Genomic DNA, 16806 nt, shown 5'->3' with positions numbered 1-16806 from the left:
AGCGGAGAGTGCTCCTGACCTGCAACGATGGGACTTGTCTAGGGTCCTGTTGGCTGCACGGAAAGAAGCACTCTCCAGGTGAAGAAGCGTATCGGGTCGTACCCGCGTGTCCGCATCGAGGGCGGCGGCCGGGCGGTGGTCTCGCAGGCCGGGGGCGTGCTGCTGGTCGAGACCGTCCGCAAGGCCGGCCTGGACACCGCGATATCAGCGGCGCTGACGCCGTGGCGGAAAGCTCGGGCGGTGCACGATCCGGGCAAGACCCTGCTGGACGTGGCCCTGGCGGTCGCGCTGGGCGGGGACTGCCTCGCGGATGTCGCCATGCTGCGGGCCGAGCCGGCCGTGTTCGGGCCGGTGGCCTCCGACCCGACGGTCTCTCGTCTCGTCGAGGCCCTGGCCACCTCCGGGGAGAAGGCCCTGCGGGCCATCCGTGCCGCGCGGGCTGAAGTCCGCCGACACGTCTGGCGGTTGGCCGACCGGGAAGCGCCTGACGCGGGCGGGACGGTGACCGTGGACCTCGACGGGGTGCTGGTGATCGCGCACTCGGACAAGGAGGACGCCGCACCCACGTGGAAGCGAACCTACGGCCACCACCCGCTGATGGGGTTCGTCGACCACGGACCGGGCGGCACGGGTGAACCGGTCGCGGCCCTGCTCAGAGCAGGCAACGCGGGATCGAACACGGCCGCTGACCACATCACCGCCGCCCAACTGGCCCTGGCTCAGCTGCCGAAGAAGTACCGGCGCGGACGCCGGACCCTGATCCGCACCGACTCCGCGGGCGGCACCCACGACTTCGTCGCCTGGCTCGCCCGGCGGGGACGGTGGCTGTCCTACTCGGTCGGCATGGTGATCACCGAGGCGATCCACCAGCACGTGCTGAGCGTTCCGGCATCGGCCTGGACGGCGGCCGTCGAGGCGGACGGCGAGATCCGCGACGGCGCCTGGGTCGCTGAACTCACCGGCGACGTTCTGGACGGCTGGCCGGAGGGCATACGGCTGATCGTCAGGAAGGAACGACCGCACCCCGGGGCCCAGTTGCGGCTCACGGATGCGGACGGTATGCGGCTGACCTGTTTCGCCACCAACACCTTGGGCCGGCCGATCGCCGAGCTCGAGCTCCGCCACCGACTGCGGGCCCGGGCCGAGGACCGCATCCGCGCCGCCCGGGCCACCGGCCTGCGCAACCTGCCCCTGCACCGCACCGCCCAGAACCGGATCTGGCTGGAGATCGTGCAGATCGCTCTCGACCTGCTGGCCTGGATACCGATGCTCGCCCTGACCGGCAAAGCCAGGCTCTGGGAACCCCGCCGACTACGCCTCCGCTTGTTCACCGCGGCCGGACAACTCGTGACCACCGGCCGCCGACGGATCCTCCGCCTTGCCCGGCACTGGCCCTGGACCGGCCACATCACCGCAGCCCTCGACAGGCTCACCCACCTGCCCGACCCTGGCTGACCAGCGGATTCCCCGTCCCTTCGACAGCACCTCAACACCCGGAGCAGTGGAATCCGGCGCCATCCCGAGGCGGCACTCGGGCCTTCGGCCTGCGCAAGCTCAGTCCACGGCACGAAAACGGTCCACCGACTCCGTCGGCGGACCGTCAAGAAAGATCGAGGCTAGGTCGATTAATTCAGAAACTCCGAATGTTGACAGGCATCACGAAAGGCCAGGAACATCGTGTTCATGCAGCTCACGACCTGTCGCACCCTCTGTTGCTGACTCTCGTCCACGCCCGCGGTCATGTACGCGGGGCGCCTGCTTCCTCCTGCGTGAATTCCTCTTTCCCGGCTTTCTCCCGCCCGGAATTCCGCATGCGTTCCTCCCGCTCGCTCCACCCTGTGAACTCACGGAGTCCTCCCATGCCTTCTTCCGCTGTGCCCGGATTCGACCGAAGAGTGTTCCTGACCTCCCTGCTCGGGGTCACCGCCGCCGCGGCCGGCCTCAGCGGCTGCGCGGAGAGCAGCGCCGCCTCCGGCGCCGAGAAGGCCTCGGCCGCCCCGCTGGCCGACAAGGTCCCGGCCGGTACGAGTCTGAAAATCGCCTCGTTCTCGAACACCCAGCAGTTGCAGTTCAAGCTCGCCAAGCTCGGTGAACTGCCGTTCGAGGTGTCGAGCTGGGTGAACATCGGCGCCGGTCCCGATGTCATCAACGCCTTCCGCGCGGGCTCGCTGGACCTCGCCAACAACGCGGGCATCCCGCCGATCCAGGCGCACTTCCAGGGTTATGACGCGAAGATCGTCGCGATCAACATCACCCGCAAGCCGAACTACCTCTTCGCCACCAAGCCCGGCAGCGACATCCGCTCGGTCGAGGACTTCAAGGGCAAGAAGCTCGCGTTCTCGCAGGGGCAGGCGCAGGGCGTCGTACTCCTGCGGGCGCTGAAGAAGGCGGGGCTCGCCTACGACGACGTGAAGCTCGTGCCGCTGACCAGCAACCAGTTCCTCACCGCTCTGCAGTCGGGCCAGGTCGACATCGCGCCGCTCGCCAACAACCAGTCGCCCGCCTATCTGAAGCAGTACGAGTCCAAGGGCGCCCGTGCGATCACCACCGACGTGGTCGACCTGCTCAACCTGCTGTGGGCACCGACCTCCGTGCTGAACGACGAGGCGAAGGCGGCCGCGGTCGCCGCGTACATCCCGTACTGGGCCAAGGGCCAGGTGTGGGCGTACGAGAACCCGGACATCTGGAACGAGGAGTTCTATGTGAAGACACAGAACCTGACCTCCGCCCAGGCGAAGTCGATCAGTGATCTCGCCAACAAGCCCCTGTTCCCGCCGAGTTGGGACGAGGCGATCAAGTGGGAGCAGGAGACCGCCGATCTGCTGGCGGAGGGCGGCTTCGTGAAGAAGTTCGACGTGAGCTCGCTCTTCGACCATCGCTTCGAGGGCATCGCGGCGAAGTCCGTGGCCGCCGAGTACCGGAGTTGATACCGCCATGACCACCACCACTCTGGGCACGGCCGCCCCCGTCGCCGTGGCCGTCGAACAGCCGCGCCGGCGCCGCCGCGGCCTCGCCCCGGGCAAGCGCCTGCCCGCCGCACGCCTCGTCGGCCCCCTCGTCCTGCTCGCCCTCTGGGCCGCCGCCTCCGCCGCCGGCCGGCTCGACCCCGGCGCGGTCCCGGCGCCCTGGACGGTTCTGCGTACCGGCGCGCATCTGTGGACCGCCGGGACCCTGCCCACCGACGTCCTCACCTCCCTGGAACGGGCCGGATACGGCTTCGCGATCGGTCTCACCGCCGGAGTGCTGCTCGCCCTCGCGTCCGGGCTCAGCCGGACCGGGGAGGCGCTGATCGACGGGACCGTGCAGCTCAACCGGGCGATCCCGGTCCTCGGTCTGATTCCGCTGTTCATCCTGTGGCTGGGCATCGGCGAGACCTTCAAGATCGCGATCATCGCCATCGTCGTCTACATCCCGATCTACCTGAACACACATGCCGCGCTCGCCGGGATCGACAGCCGGTTCGTCGAACTCGCCGAGGTGCAGGGCCTGTCGAGGTTCCGGTTCATCCAGCAGATCGTGATCCCGGGGGCCCTGCCCGGCTTCTTCGTCGGGCTGCGGCTCGGGGTGACCGGCTCCTGGCTGGGCCTGGTGGTCCTGGAGCAGATCAACGCCACCAGCGGCCTCGGCTACATGATGTTCCAGGCCCAGAACTACGGCCAGTCGGACGTCATCCTCGTCGGCCTGCTCATCTACGGCGTCTTCGGCCTCGTCTCCGACAGCGCGGTCCGTCTCGTCGAACGGAGGGTGCTGTCATGGCGCCGCACACTGAGCAACTGACCCGTCCCGCCGTGCGGCTGCGCGGGCTGACCCGCTCCTTCGACGGGCGTACCGTCCTCGACGGCATCGACCTCGACATCCCCGCCGGGCAGTTCGTCGCCCTGCTCGGGCACAGCGGCTCCGGCAAGAGCACCCTGCTGCGGGCGGTCGCGGGCCTGGATCACGAGGTCACCGGAAGCGGGCAGCTCACCGCCCCGGCCCGGGTGTCCGTCGTCTTCCAGGACTCCCGGCTGCTGCCCTGGCGCCGGGTCCTCGACAACGTCCTGCTGGGCACCGAGGGCAAGGAGGCCGCCGCCAAGGGGCGCGAGGCCCTCGCCGAGGTGGGCCTGAAGGGCCGTGAACGCGCCTGGCCGAACGAGCTGTCCGGCGGCGAGGCCCAGCGCGCCGCCCTGGCCCGCTCGCTGGTCCGCGAACCCGAACTGCTGCTCGCCGACGAGCCGTTCGGCGCCCTGGACGCGCTGACCCGGATCAGGATGCACACCCTGCTGAGGGAGCTGTGGGAGCGCCACAAGCCCTCTGTCCTGCTCGTCACCCACGACGTCGACGAGGCGATCGTGCTCGCCGACCGGGTGCTCGTGCTCGACCACGGCCGAATCGGCCTCGACCTGACCATCGACCGCCCGCACCCGCGCTCGTACCGGGATCCGCTGCTGGGCGAGTACCGGGAGCGGCTGCTCGCCGCCCTCGGCGTCACGGAGGACCACAAGTGACCCGTCAGCTCCACCTCAACGCGTTCCTGATGAACACCGGCCACCACGAGGCGTCGTGGCGGCTGCCCGAGAGCGACCCGTACGCGCACGTCGAGCTGGACCACTACGTGCGGCTCGCCCGGATCGCCGAGCGCGGCACCTTCGACTCGCTCTTCCTGGCCGACGGGCCGCAGCTGTGGGGCAGCGTGGGCCAGCGTCCGGCGGGCGCCCTTGAGCCACTCACCCTGCTGACCGCCCTGGCGACGGCCACCGAGCACATCGGCCTGATCGCCACCGCCTCCACCTCGTACAACTCCCCCTACAACCTGGCCCGCAAGTTCGCCTCGCTCGACATCATCAGCGGCGGCCGGGCGGGCTGGAACATCGTCACCACCGCCGGCGCGGAGGCCGCCCGCAACTTCGGGCTCGACGCCGAGCCCGCCCACGCCCAGCGGTACGCCCGGGCCGCCGAGTTCCTCGACGTGGCCCTGAAGCTCTGGGACAGCTGGGAGGACGACGCGATCGTCGCCGACAAGGCGTCCGGTGTCTGGGGCGACGACACGAAGATCCATCCGCCCCGGCACACGGGGACGTACTTCAGCGTCGAGGGCCCGCTCAACGTGCCGCGCACACCGCAGGGTTACCCGCTGCTCGTGCAGGCCGGGTCGAGCGAGAACGGCAAGGCGTTCGCGGCACGGTACGCGGAGGCGGTGTTCACCGCGCAGCAGACCATCGAGGACGCGCAGGCCTTCTACGCCGACCTCAAGTCCCGTACGGCAGCGGCCGGCCGCGACCCGGACCACATCAAGGTGCTGCCCGGCATCGTCCCGGTCATCGGCTCCACGGAGGCCGAGGCACTCGCGCACGAGCAGGTCCTGGAGGACCACATCGTGTACACGCACGGGGTGGGCAATCTGGAACGGCTGCTGCAACTGGAGCCCGGCAGGCTGGAGTTGGACGCCCAGCTCCCGGCAGATCTGCCGCCCGAGAGCGCGATCGAGGGGGCCAAGAGCCGCTACACGCTCGTCGTCGAACTGGCCCGGCGCGACCGGCTCACCGTACGGCAGCTGATCGGCCGGCTCGGCGGCGGACGCGGGCACCTCACCTTCGCGGGGACGCCCGAGCAGGTCGCCGACAAGATCGAGAGCTGGTTCACGCGGGGCGCCGCCGACGGCTTCAACATCATGCCGGCCGTCCTGCCCTCCGGCCTGGACACGTTCGTCGACCACGTCGTCCCGATCCTGCGCACCCGTGGTCTGCTCCGCGGGGAGTACGGCCCCCGCCGGACCCTGCGGGAGCGGTACGGCCTGCCGCGCCCCGCGAACCAGCACGTCAAGCCCGTCGAGCCCGCCGAGCCCACCGAGCCCGTCGCACCCGTCCTCGTCTGACACCCGAAAGGAACCACGCCATGACCATCGACATCCGCAAGGTCACCGGGAACATCGGCGCCCGCGTCCTGGGCGTAGACATCTCCAAGCCCCTCGACGAGGAGACGGCCGCCGCGCTGCGCGAAGCCCTCAACGTCCACAAGGCACTCGTCTTCGACGAGGTGAACCTCGACGACGAGAGCCACCAGGCCTTCGTCCGTCACTTCGGCGACATCACCACCGCCCATCCGACGGTGTCCGCCGTCGAGGGTGCCGCGAACGTCCTGCCCGTGGACAGCGAGCGGGGACGCGCGAACCACTGGCACACCGACGTCACGTTCGTCCTCAACCCGCCGCAGGCCACCACCCTGCGCAGCATCACGATCCCGCCGTACGGCGGCGAGACCCTGATCGCCAACTCGGCGGCGGCCTACCGGGACCTGCCCGAGCCGCTGCGGCGGCTGGCCGACGGCCTGTGGGCCGAGCACACCAACGACTACGACTACGCGGTGCCCGACGAGGAGATCGACGCCGAGCGGGCAGAACAGCGCGCCCAGTTCACCTCGATCAAGTACCGCACGGCCCACCCGGTCGTCCGTGTCCACCCGCTGACCGGCGAACGCGGGCTGTTCGTCGGCGGGTTCGCGCAGCGGATCGTGGGGCTGTCCGCGGGCGAGTCCCGCAAGATCCTCGACCTGCTCCAGTCGTACGTGACCCGGCCGGAGAACGTGCTGCGTCACCACTGGTCGGAGAACCAGCTCGTCATCTTCGACAACCGCATCACCCAGCACTACGCCATCGACAACTACGACGGCCTGCCGCGCCGACTGCACCGGGTGACCGTCGCCGGTGACGTGCCGAGGGGCATCGAGGGCAAGGAGAGCTACTCGATCGAGGGGGACGCCTCGCACTACACGTCCGTGGCCGCGTAGGCACAACCGCGCGTGCCGGCCGTGACCCACTTCGCGCGCCCGGTCACACATCCACGCCCTCTTGCTGATCACACGCACTTGCAATTTAATTGCAATAAGAGTCGCGCTCGTGATCGTCTTCTCAACCTTCACCGGGCAGGCGGATGAACGGAAGACCCCCGCGGGGACGTGACTCGCGAGGGTCTTCCGGTATGGGGTGGTTTCGGGGCATCGTTGCGGGATGCCGAAGCCGAAGACACTGTCGTGCCAGACGTGCCGCTCACGGGAACCGCATGAGCCCCTGACCGCCGAGGAGAAGAAGTGGCTGGAGGGGCAGCTCGGCAACCGCATCGGGGACGACTTCTACAAGTGCGTCAATCCCCTGCCCGACGGAAAGGTCTGCCTGAATCTGCGCAGAGATTCCGTCGAGAAGCACTTCAGACTCACCAAGCGACTGCCGGAGAAGCTCGAATGACCTCGTACTCCAGGGCCGCGACACGACTTCGGCGACTGGGCGGAGACGGAACGCCGGCTGCCGCCCCTGGCCGCGCCGTACGCGCGGCACCGGGTGGGCTGAGCCGGCGTCCCGTGACGACCGCGTCGGCGCCGTGTCTCAGACCAGGTTGCTGAAGTCCGGGCCCTTGGTGCGGGTGCGCTTGATCTCGTAGAAGCCGGGGACAGAGGCGACGAGCAGGGTGCCGTCCCAGAGCTTGGCGGCCTCCTCGCCCTTGGGGGCGGGGGTGACGACCGGGCCGAAGAAGGCGATCTGCTCACCGTCGGCGCCGGGGACGGCGATGACGGGGGTGCCGACGTCCTGGCCGACCTTGTCGATGCCCTCCTTGTGCGAGGCGCGCAGCTCGGCCTCGTACGGGGTGGAGTCCCAGTGGTCGAGCAGGGAGGCGGGCAGGCCGACCTCCTCGACCGCGGCGGCTACGACCTCCTTCTCGATGCCGAGGCCCTGGTTGTGCGCGCGCGTGCCGATCGCGGTGTAGAGGTCGCCGAGGACCTCGGCGCCGTGCTCCTGCTGGGCGGCTATGACGATGCGTACGGGACCCCAGGCCTTGGTGGCGAGCAGCTCGCGGTACTCCTCGGGCAGTTCGTCGATCTTGGGCTCGTTGAGGACGGCGAGGCTCATCACATGCCAGCGGACCTCGATGTCCCGGACCTTCTCCACCTCCAGCACCCACCGGGAGGTCATCCAGGCCCAGGGGCACAGCGGGTCGAACCAGAAGTCGACGGGGGTCTTGCCGGAGGTCTGCTCGGACATGGTTCTCCTCGAAAGGCAGAGGGGACGGGCATACCGTCATACGGTCGTCAGGGCGGGCGTCGCACAGATGCTCTACAGGGCGACAACCCGACAACACCAGCGACCACCGTCGCCATTCCCGCCCCGCACGCCGATGCGTGGCCGTGCCGCGCCCGCGCCCCCGCCGGAGTCCGTCCGGCGTGAGGGGCGCATGGGAGGATCGGGCCTGTCCGCATACTGAAACACCGCCCGAGGAGTGCCGCCCGTGTCCGGTGAGAATCTGTCCCGCGCAGAGGCCCAGGAACGGGCCGCGCTGCTGTCCGTGGAGGGGTACGAGGTCTTCCTCGACCTGCGGTCGGCGGTCGGGAACCCGGGCGGCGAGCCGCGCACCTTCCGTTCGGTCACCACGATCCGCTTCCGCTGCTCCGACCCGGGCGCCACGAGCTTCGCCGACCTGATCGCGCCGAGCGTGACCGCCGTCACCCTCAACGGCCGGGATCTGGACCCGAGCGAGGTCTTCGACGGCTCCCGGATCGCCCTGGAGGATCTGGCCGCCGAGAACGAGCTGGTGGTGGACGCCCAGTGCGCCTACTCCCGCACCGGCGAGGGCATGCACCGCTTCGTCGACCCCGAGGACGGCGAGGTCTACCTCTACACCCAGTACGAGCCGGCCGACTCGCGCCGCGTCTTCGCGAACTTCGAGCAGCCGGATCTCAAGGCCCCGTTCCGCTTCGAGGTACGGGCGCCGGAGGGCTGGGTCGTGTGGAGCAACGGGGTGGGTGAACTCACCGACGGGGTGTGGCGGTTCGCCGAGACGAAGCCGATCTCGACGTACATCACGGCCGTCGTCGCGGGTCCCTACCACTACGTGACGGACACCTACGAGCGGGTCTTCGAGGACGGTACGCGGCTGGAGATCCCCCTCGGCGCGATGTGCCGCAAGGGTCTCGCCCCCTACTTCGACGCCGACGACGTCTTCCTGGTCACCAAGCAGGGCCTGGACTTCTTCCACGACAACTTCGACTACCCGTACCCGTTCGGGAAGTACGACCAGGCCTTCGTGCCGGAGTACAACCTGGGCGCGATGGAGAACCCGGGGCTGGTGACGTTCCGCGAGGAGTACATCTTCCGGGGCAAGGTCACGCAGGCGTCGTACGAGCGGCGGGCCAACGTCATCCTGCACGAGATGGCGCACATGTGGTTCGGCGACCTGGTGACCATGGTGTGGTGGGACGACCTGTGGCTGAAGGAGTCCTTCGCCGACTTCATGGGCTCCTTCTCGATGGTCGAGGCGACCCGGTTCACCAACGGCTGGATCACCTTCGCCAACAACAGGAAGGCGTGGGCGTACCGCGCGGACCAGCTGCCCTCCACGCACCCGATCACGGCCGACATCCGTGACCTGGAGGACGCGAAGCTCAACTTCGACGGGATCACGTACGCCAAGGGCGCCTCGACGCTGAAGCAGCTGGTGGCGTATGTGGGGCGCGACGCGTTCCTGGAGGGCGCGCGGCGCTACTTCAAGCGCCACGCGTACGGCAACACGCGGCTCGGCGATCTGCTGTCGGTCCTGGAGGAGACCAGCGGACGGGACGTGACGTCCTGGTCGCGGGCGTGGCTGGAGACGACGGGGGTCAACTCCCTCACTCCGCAGGTGCTGCTGGACGCGGACGGCAGGGTGGACGAGCTGGCGGTGGTGCAGGAGGCGGCGGAGTCGCACCCGACGCTGCGGCCGCACCGGGTGGCGATCGGGCTGTACCGCCGTACGGACGCGGACGCGGGCGCGGGTGCGGGTGCGGGCGCGTTGGAGCGGTACGCGCGGGCCGAGGTGGATGTCGACGGGCCGCGTACGGTCGTGGGTGAACTGGCCGGGGCCGAGGCGCCGGAACTGGTGCTGGTCAACGACGACGACCTCACGTACTGCAAGATCCGCTTCGACGAGGGTTCGCTGGAGACGCTGCGGGGCGGCCTGGGTGACATCTCGGACCCGTTGGCGCGTGCGTTGTGCTGGTCGGCGCTGTGGAATCTGACCCGGGACGCGCTGTTGCCCGCGCGCGAGTTCGTGGAGCTGGTTCTGCGGTTCGCGGGGCGGGAGTCCGACATCGGTGTGCTGCAGATGCTGCACGCGTGGGCGAACTCGGCATTGACGCACTACGTGGCGCCTCAGTGGCGTGAGACGGGTGCGCGGCTGCTGGCGGAGGGCGCCGAGCGGGAGCTGCGGGTGGCGGAGCCCGGGAGCCAGCATCAGCTGACGTGGGTGCGGTTCTTCGCGTCGGTGGCGTCGAGTGAGGGCGAACTGCGGGTGTTGCAGGGGCTGTTGGACGGCACCGAGAAGGTCGAGGGGCTGGAGGTCGACCAGGAGCTGCGGTGGGCGTTCCTGGAGCCGCTGGCGACGCACGGGCTTGCCGACGAGCGGGTGCTGGCCGCCGAACTCGCGCGCGACGACACGGCTTCCGGCAAGCGGCATCAGGTGCGGTGCCTGGCCTCGCGGCCGTCGGCGGCGGTGAAGGCACAGGCGTGGGCGACGGTCGTGGAGTCGGACGTGCTGTCCAACGCGTTGGTGGAGGCGACCATCGCGGGGTTCGTGCGGCCGTCGCAGCGGGAGTTGACCGCGCCGTATGTCTCGAAGTACTTCGAGGTGATCGAGCGGGTGTGGGCCGAGCGGTCGATCCAGATCGGGATGGATGTGGTGCGGGGGCTGTTCCCGTCGCTGCAGGACTCGGAGTCGACGCTGGCGGCGACGGACGCGTGGCTGGCCTCGCGCGAGGGGGCGGCGCCGGCGTTGCGGAGGTTGGTGCTGGAGGCTCGGGACGATTTGGCTCGGGGACTTCGGGGGCAGGGGTGTGACGCGGCGGCCGGTGGGCAGTAATTGCCGCTGACGCGCTGGCCGTTGGGGCGCTCGGGGGCTGTTGCCGGGCGGGGGTCGGTCGCGCGGCCCGGCGCTTACGGGGTGCCGCTGCGCCCACCCGTGCCGCCCCTGGGGCACGACTGCCCGCAGCCGTGAAGTTACGAAACGCGGGTAGCCGGAGCCGTAACCTTCGATGATCCCCATCCGGACCAGCGGCTATCGGTAGTCGAACGTGCGTACTTTAGCTCCATCTTGTCCCGATTTGTCGACGAGCGTGTAACAGGGGTTAGGGGGCGGATCGGACACGGGAATCTGCGGGGCATGAACCACAACACCCCGCTCTCCCCCCGCGCCCTCCGCTCCCCCTCCGACATCCACCGCCGTGTGGTCACGGCCGCCCAGTTGCGTGCCGAAGGTGTCGGTGCCGCCGAGGCGAACGAGCAGTGCCGGCCCGGTGGGCCCTGGCAGCAGATCCTCCCGGGTGTGTTCCTCGTCCACCCCGGTCCGCCCACCTCCGAGGAGCGGCTGCACGCGGTGCTGTCGTACGCCGCCCGGTCGGCCGCCTCGCGCCGGCCCGCCGCCGGGGTCCCGGCCCAGCCCGGCGCCGGCGACCCGCGCCCCGCCCCCCGCTACACCGACGCGGTGATCACCGGCCTGGCCGCGCTGACCCTGCACGGCTTCTCCTCCGCTCCCCCGCTGCCGTCCCTGGAGACGATCGACGTCCTGGTCCCGCGCCTGCGCCGCCTCCGTTCCACCGGCTGCGCGCGGATCGTCCGTACGTCGTCGATGCCGACCCCGTCGTACGTCACCGGTCTCCCCGTCGCCCCCGTGCCGCGCGCCCTCGCCGACGCGGTCGCGGAGCTCTCCGACGCGAACGCCGTACGCCGCCTGCTGACGGAGGCGGTACGCGGCGGACACACCGAACCGTCCGCCGTCGTAAGGGAGCTGACGCAGGCGCGGCTGCTGAACCGGCCGCATGTCATCGACGCCGTGGACTCGCTGGTCGCGGAGGGGCGGGCGATCGCGGAGGACCAGCTGTACCGGATGGTGCGCGAGTTCGGCCTGCCCGATCCCGTGTGGAACGTAGACCTCCGGCTGCCCGGCGGTCCTGACCTCGGCGGCGTCGACGCGTACTGGCCCGAGCAGGCCGTGGCAGTCGAGCTGGACACCCGCGCGCCCCGCCAGGACGAGGACGCCATGTGGTCCGAGTACGCCCGCAAGCGAGAGACGCTGGAGCGGCTCGGCATCACCGTCGTCCACATCACTCCCAAGAAGCTCCGCGATTCGCTGGAGCAGCAGGCGACCGTCGTGCGCACCGCGCTGATGGCGTCGTGCGATCGGGATCCGGCGGCGTATGTCGCGGTGCTGCCCCGGTGAGGCCCTGAGCCGTCAGCCCGGGATCAGGAGGGGAGAGGAGGGGCCGCCGAGACGCTCGGCGGCCCCTCCTCACGTGTGCCCCGTCCGGTGGTGGCGGGAGGCAATGACTTCGCTCACCTCGCTTCGGGAGACCGGTCGAGCCCCGGAGTGAGGCTTCCGCAGAACTCCGCCTCCACGATCGCCTGGCTGCCCTCCACCCAGTCGCTGTTGAAGTTCAAGGTCAGGGAGTGGGCGCCGTCCGTGGTGGTGACGGAGTCGGAGAGCGAGCCGTGGATGCCGCCGGCGTGGCCCCAGAGTCGGACTCCGCAGGAGAGGGTCCGTTCGATGAGGCCCAGGCCGTAGCGGGCGTTCGGGACGCCGGTCACCTCTGTCGTGGTCTTCATCTCCGACAGTTGCCTTCGGGGCAGGAGCTTGCCGTGGAGCAGGGCCGAGTAGAAGCGGTTCAGGTCGGCCGCGTTGGAGACCAGTTCGCCCGCCGCGCCCGCCAGCGAGGGGTTGAACTCCGTCACGTCGTAGGACTTGGCGGTCGTCGTCTCGGTCAGCTTCGAGTACGCGCGGCTGTGGGGGTTCCCCAGTGTCTCGTCGGTGCCGGGGATCTTCGTGGCGCGCAGGTCCAGGGGCTCGATGACGCGGTGGCGGATTTCGTCGCCGTACGGGTTGCCCGTGACCTTCTCGATCACCATGCCGGCCAGGATGTAGTTCGTGTTCGAGTACGAACCGGAGGTGCCGGGCGCGAAGTTCGGCTTGTGCTTCATCGCGACGGAAACCAGTTCTACCGGTTTCAACGTGCGGTGACGGTTCTTGTAGAAGCCGTCCGCCTGGAAGATCTCGCGTGCGAAGTCCTCGTCGTCGGTGTAGTTGTAGATGCCGCTGGTGTGGTTGAGGAGCTGGCGGAGGGTGATCTTGCGGCCGTCGTGGCCCCGGCCGTGCACCATGCCCGGCAGCCACCTCTCCACCTTGTCGTCCAGGGACAGTCGGTCCTCCGCCTCCAGTTGGAGCAGCACCGTCGCCACGAACGTCTTCGTGATGCTGCCCGCGCGGAAGCGGTCCCGGGCGCTGCGCGGGGCGCCCGTCCTGAGGTTGCCCACCCCCTCCGTCGCCCTCCAGACGCCCCGTTCGTCCTTGGACTGGAGAGCCACCCCCGGTACGCCCGCCTTCACCGCCGCCGCCATGGCCTGCCGTGTCGCCTTGTGGTCGGTTCCGGTGGGCGCCGCCAGCGCCGTCGGGGTGGCCAGGGCCAGCGACGCGGTCAGCGCCACCAGCCCGGCCCGTACGGTTCGTTTCGTCATGCCCTCTCTTCGTCACATCAGCCCGGCGTCTTTATTTCCCGCAGAACTCCGCCTCCATGATCGGCCTGCTGTCCCCGGCCCAGTCGCTGTTGGCGTTGAACGTGAGGGTGTGGCTGCCGTCGGCGGTGGTGACCGTCTCGGAGAGGGAGCCGTGGATGCCGCCGCTGTGGCCCCACAGCTGGACTCCGCAGGAGAGCTTCTGTTTGAACAGGCCGAGGCCGTAGCCGCCGACTTCCTCGCCGAACTCGATCGTGGTCTTCATCTCCTTGAGCTGCTTCCTCGGAAGGATCTTGCCGCGCAGCAGGGCCGAGTAGAAGCGGTTCAGGTCGGCCGGGTTGGAGACCAGCTCGCCCGCCGAGCCCGCCGCCGAGGGGTTGAACTCCGTCACGTCGTACGTCTTGCCGGTCGCCGTCTCGGCCAGCTTCGAGTACGCCCGGCTGTGCGGCTTGCCGAGGGTGCGGTCGGTGCCGGGGATCTTGGTGCCGTGGAGGCCGAGCGGCTCGATGATGCGGTGGCGGACCTCGTCGCCGTACCGGTTGCCGGTGACCTTCTCGATCACCATGCCGGCCAGGGTGTAGTTGGTGTTGGAGTAGTTCCAGTCCGCGCCGGGCTCGAAGTCCGGCTTGTGCTTCAGGGCCAGGGAGACCAGCTCGCGTGGGGTCCAGGTGCGATAGCGGTTCTTGAAGAAGCCGTCCGCGAGGAAGACCGCCTTCTGGAAGCCCTCGTCGTCGGTGTAGTTGTAGATGCCGCTGGTGTGGTTGAGGAGTTGGCGGAGCGTGATCTTCCGGCCGTCGTTGCCCTTGCCGCGCACCACGCCCGGCAGCCACTTGTCCACCTTGTCGTCCAGCGACAGTCTGCCCTCCGCCTCCAGTTGGAGCAGCACCGTCGCCACGAACGTCTTGGTGATGCTGCCCGCGCGGAAGCGGTCGTGGGCGCTGCGCGGCGCGCCCGTCTTCAGGTTGCCGACGCCGGCCGTGGCTTTCCAGACGCCGTTCTTGTCCTTCACCTGGACGGCGAGGCCTACGACGCCGTCCTTGATGTTGGCGTCCATGGCCGCCCGGGTCGCCTTGTGGTCATCTCTCGCGGGTGCCGCCGTCGCCGCCGGGGCGGCCAACGCCACCGCCGCCACCGCCGCTGTCGCCGCCACCAGTCCCGTACGTACTGACATGGGTCCACCCCTTCGTCCCGGAAGATCGGTCGCGAAGGGGGACACCGGGCGGTGACCGCGAGTTGAGTCGCCGTACGGCAGTTGGGCTGTTTTCGGCCGCCTCTCCAAAGGGTCAGCCCTTTCTCAGGACCAGTTCCGTGTTGCGGTCCCCGGAGGTGCCCGTGAGGTCCGTGCGCGAACCCGGCGCGTTGAAGGACAGCTCGCGGTAGAGGGCCGCCAGGCCTGTCTGGGAGAGGTCCGCGAAGTCCGTGGCGTGCGGGGCGGCCGACTCGATCAGGGTGGTGAACAGGGAGATCGTGCCGTCCTTGTTGTCCACCAGCTCGATCACCCGGGCGAGCTGGGGGAAGTCGATGTGCGAGGCCGTCGAGATCTCCCAGAAGGAGCCGCCGTCGCCGTACGCGTGAGGGGTGATGCGGTTGCGGTGGCTGTGGCCGTTCACCCAGGCCAGAACATTGCGGTGCCGTCCGAGCAGATCCAGCACCTCCTTGCCGCCGTGACGCGCCTCGCCCGGGCGCGCCGGGTCCTTTCTCAGGTTCCGCATCGTCTTGCTGGTGTGGTGGCTGAAGACGATGGCGTACGAGCCGTTCTTGGCGTTCTCCTTCAGCGTCCGGTCCAGCCACTTCAGCTGTGCCGCGCCGAGTGAGCCCTCGTAGTGGCCGCCGGGGTCCGTGGTGTCGAGGCTGATGCCTATGACGTCGTCGGCTATGCGGAAGACGTAGTACTGGGTGCGGTTGTCGACGTTCGCCTGCGAGTAGCCGTGGCCGACCGGGCCGGGGCCCGTGTGGGCCGGGTCCAGGTGGGCCTTCAGGTACTCCAGCGGGGTGAACGGGGCCCGGTTCTCGTCCGGGGTCACCGAGCGCATCTTCTTAGCCTGGGCCTTCAGCATCGCCTTCCAGTCGGCGCCCTTGGGATCGCCGCCGCTCCTGACGTTGTCCCAGATGGCCTTGCCGGTCCGCTCGTCCAGGGTCATCAGCTTCCTGCCGCCGGTCGCGAAGTCGGCGAAGAAGGAGTCGCCGGGGGCGTAGCAGCCGCCGGGGAGGGCGTCGTGGTTGCCGACCGTGGAGTACCAGGGGAGCTTCAGACCGGGGCTGTTCACCTCGCGGATCGCCGCCGCGAGGAAGCCGTCGAGGCGGGGGAAGCCGCGCTGCTTATCGGCGTCGCGCAGGGCCGCGTCGGGCTGCCAGTAGAGCTTCAGACCGCTGTTCTGGACGCCCTCGTAGCGGCGCGGGTCACCGGAGTTGGGGGTGACGCGGCCACCGCTCATCACCTTGAGGAACCAGTCCAGTTCCGTCTTGGAGTTGTTGTCGGTGTTGTCGCCGGTCGTCATCACGAAGTGCAGCGGGGTGCCGGTGACGGGGGCTCCGCGCAGGGCGTTCACCCGTTCGACCAGGGACACCGCGCCGGCCACCGACAGGGCCTCCTGCGGGCGCCAGGCGCTGGCGGTCTGGGCGCGCAGATACTCGTAGCGCAGGGGGTGCTGGACGTCCACGATGTGCAGATCCGTGAACTGCACGAACGACGCGAGGGCCGTACGGCGCTTCTCCCGTCCCGCCTTGGCGGCGGCCAGGTCGCCGCGCACGACCCGCTTCCAGGCGGGGCCGTCGCCGAGGCGGCGGTAGCCGGAGCCGCCGCGCGGCGCGGCGACCGAGGCGAGGGTCGTGCCTCGTGTGTACGGCTTGAGGGGGGCGGCCGGGGCCTCGCGGTTGGTGAGGGCGACGGCGGCCGCGCGGTCGTCCGAAGCGGAGGCAGCGGCGGCGTGGGCGTCGGCCTCCGGGCGCAGGGCGAGGCCCACGCCGGCCGAGAGGCCCACCGCTCCGGTGGCGGCCAGGAAGGCCCGGCGGTCAGGGTTGGTGGCGGCGGCAGCGACTGAGCGTATGCGCGGCATGGCGCGGTCTCCCCGAGTGCGAACGCGTCGGCAGTGGTCGCGGGGCCGCTCCGCGGTGGTGGCCGAAGTGGGGTGCCCGCTCGTACTTGATGCTTGGCAGTCGGGGTGACCTGGACGTTAACGAGGTCGCAACGGGTGGCGCCGATCACCGTACGTGGATCTGTTGGTGCCGGGGGTGTTCCTTGGGGGTCGCCGAATGTGAGGGGGAGTGAGGGGAAGCGGTCACACCCCGTTCATCTGGCGGGGTAG

General features: G+C 69.7%; 13 protein-coding genes. 9 read left to right on the top strand and 4 right to left on the bottom strand.

Translation table 11 applies throughout. The features are described from left to right. Nucleotides 1-78 precede the first annotated feature (78 nt). The 7 genes from SGFS_RS37405 (at nt 79) to SGFS_RS37375 (ending at nt 7219) form a co-directional block, all read left to right on the top strand. Nucleotides 79-1455 (top strand): IS1380 family transposase, encoded by a 1377-nt coding sequence (locus SGFS_RS37405; protein ID WP_286253570.1) that lies wholly within the window; start codon nt 79-81, stop codon nt 1453-1455. Nucleotides 1456-1859: 404 nt separating this feature from the next. Next, on the top strand, nt 1860-2927 hold the full coding sequence (locus SGFS_RS37400) for an ABC transporter substrate-binding protein (RefSeq protein WP_286256609.1): 1068 nt from the start codon (nt 1860-1862) through the stop codon (nt 2925-2927). A gap of 7 nt (nt 2928-2934) precedes the next feature. Next, nucleotides 2935-3777, top strand: coding sequence for an ABC transporter permease (locus SGFS_RS37395; RefSeq protein WP_286256608.1), 843 nt, complete (start codon nt 2935-2937; stop codon nt 3775-3777). Continuing rightward, nucleotides 3753-4487 carry an ABC transporter ATP-binding protein gene (locus SGFS_RS37390; RefSeq protein ID WP_286256607.1) on the top strand — a complete coding sequence of 245 codons (735 nt, stop codon included), beginning with the start codon at nt 3753-3755 and terminating at the stop codon, nt 4485-4487. The genes SGFS_RS37395 and SGFS_RS37390 overlap by 25 nt, the downstream gene beginning before the upstream one ends. Next, nucleotides 4484-5854 carry an LLM class flavin-dependent oxidoreductase gene (locus SGFS_RS37385; RefSeq protein ID WP_286256606.1) on the top strand — a complete coding sequence of 457 codons (1371 nt, stop codon included), beginning with the start codon at nt 4484-4486 and terminating at the stop codon, nt 5852-5854. The genes SGFS_RS37390 and SGFS_RS37385 overlap by 4 nt, the downstream gene beginning before the upstream one ends. Before the next feature lie 20 nt (nt 5855-5874). Next, nucleotides 5875-6765, top strand: a complete 891-nt coding sequence (locus SGFS_RS37380) for a TauD/TfdA dioxygenase family protein (RefSeq protein WP_286256605.1) — start codon at nt 5875-5877, stop codon at nt 6763-6765. A gap of 220 nt (nt 6766-6985) precedes the next feature. Next, nucleotides 6986-7219 (top strand): hypothetical protein, encoded by a 234-nt coding sequence (locus tag SGFS_RS37375; protein WP_286256604.1) that lies wholly within the window; start codon nt 6986-6988, stop codon nt 7217-7219. Between the two features lie 138 nt (nt 7220-7357). On the opposite strand, the gene SGFS_RS37370 is transcribed toward SGFS_RS37375, so the two are convergent. Further along, complete coding sequence (locus tag SGFS_RS37370; protein WP_286256603.1) at nt 7358-8011, bottom strand: DsbA family protein; 654 nt, start codon at nt 8009-8011, stop codon at nt 7358-7360. 244 nt (nt 8012-8255) lie between these two features. On the opposite strand from SGFS_RS37370, the gene pepN reads away from it, so the two are divergent. Together pepN and SGFS_RS37360 are read left to right on the top strand one after the other, a co-directional pair. Further along, nucleotides 8256-10859 carry an aminopeptidase N gene (gene pepN, locus SGFS_RS37365; RefSeq protein ID WP_286256602.1) on the top strand — a complete coding sequence of 868 codons (2604 nt, stop codon included), beginning with the start codon at nt 8256-8258 and terminating at the stop codon, nt 10857-10859. A 300-nt stretch (nt 10860-11159) separates the two neighbouring features. Next, nucleotides 11160-12215, top strand: coding sequence for a hypothetical protein (locus tag SGFS_RS37360; protein WP_286256601.1), 1056 nt, complete (start codon nt 11160-11162; stop codon nt 12213-12215). 113 nt (nt 12216-12328) lie between these two features. Here the strand turns inward: SGFS_RS37360 and SGFS_RS37355 are convergent, their stop codons facing one another. The 3 genes from SGFS_RS37355 to SGFS_RS37345 all read right to left on the bottom strand — a co-directional run bounded on the left by SGFS_RS37355 (nt 12329) and on the right by SGFS_RS37345 (nt 16557). Next, on the bottom strand, nt 12329-13504 hold the full coding sequence (locus SGFS_RS37355; RefSeq protein ID WP_286256600.1) for a serine hydrolase domain-containing protein: 1176 nt from the start codon (nt 13502-13504) through the stop codon (nt 12329-12331). A gap of 31 nt (nt 13505-13535) precedes the next feature. Further along, nucleotides 13536-14672: a serine hydrolase domain-containing protein gene (locus SGFS_RS37350; protein ID WP_286256599.1), complete on the bottom strand. Its 1137-nt coding sequence runs from the start codon at nt 14670-14672 to the stop codon at nt 13536-13538. 112 nt (nt 14673-14784) lie between these two features. Beyond that, on the bottom strand, nt 14785-16557 hold the full coding sequence (locus SGFS_RS37345; RefSeq protein WP_286256598.1) for a TIGR03767 family metallophosphoesterase: 1773 nt from the start codon (nt 16555-16557) through the stop codon (nt 14785-14787). Nucleotides 16558-16806 lie beyond the last annotated feature (249 nt).

The sequence above is a fragment of the Streptomyces graminofaciens genome, assembly GCF_030294945.1.
GTDB lineage: Bacteria > Actinomycetota > Actinomycetes > Streptomycetales > Streptomycetaceae > Streptomyces > Streptomyces graminofaciens.
The sequence above is the reverse complement of the archived record's forward strand: the minus strand, read 5'-3'. Positions and strand labels throughout refer to the sequence as shown.

What these genes read in the sequence shown, in the direction of transcription:
- SGFS_RS37400 (WP_286256609.1), top strand. Translation starts at nt 1,860, where the DNA reads ATGCCTTCTTCCGCTGTGCCCGGATTCGACCGAAGAGTGTTCCTGACC.
- SGFS_RS37395 (WP_286256608.1), top strand. Translation starts at nt 2,935, where the DNA reads ATGACCACCACCACTCTGGGCACGGCCGCCCCCGTCGCCGTGGCCGTC.
- SGFS_RS37390 (WP_286256607.1), top strand. Translation starts at nt 3,753, where the DNA reads ATGGCGCCGCACACTGAGCAACTGACCCGTCCCGCCGTGCGGCTGCGC.
- SGFS_RS37380 (WP_286256605.1), top strand. Translation starts at nt 5,875, where the DNA reads ATGACCATCGACATCCGCAAGGTCACCGGGAACATCGGCGCCCGCGTC.
- SGFS_RS37375 (WP_286256604.1), top strand. Translation starts at nt 6,986, where the DNA reads ATGCCGAAGCCGAAGACACTGTCGTGCCAGACGTGCCGCTCACGGGAA.
- SGFS_RS37370 (WP_286256603.1), bottom strand. Translation starts at nt 8,011, where the DNA reads ATGTCCGAGCAGACCTCCGGCAAGACCCCCGTCGACTTCTGGTTCGAC.
- SGFS_RS37360 (WP_286256601.1), top strand. Translation starts at nt 11,160, where the DNA reads ATGAACCACAACACCCCGCTCTCCCCCCGCGCCCTCCGCTCCCCCTCC.
- SGFS_RS37355 (WP_286256600.1), bottom strand. Translation starts at nt 13,504, where the DNA reads ATGACGAAACGAACCGTACGGGCCGGGCTGGTGGCGCTGACCGCGTCG.
- SGFS_RS37350 (WP_286256599.1), bottom strand. Translation starts at nt 14,672, where the DNA reads ATGTCAGTACGTACGGGACTGGTGGCGGCGACAGCGGCGGTGGCGGCG.
- SGFS_RS37345 (WP_286256598.1), bottom strand. Translation starts at nt 16,557, where the DNA reads ATGCCGCGCATACGCTCAGTCGCTGCCGCCGCCACCAACCCTGACCGC.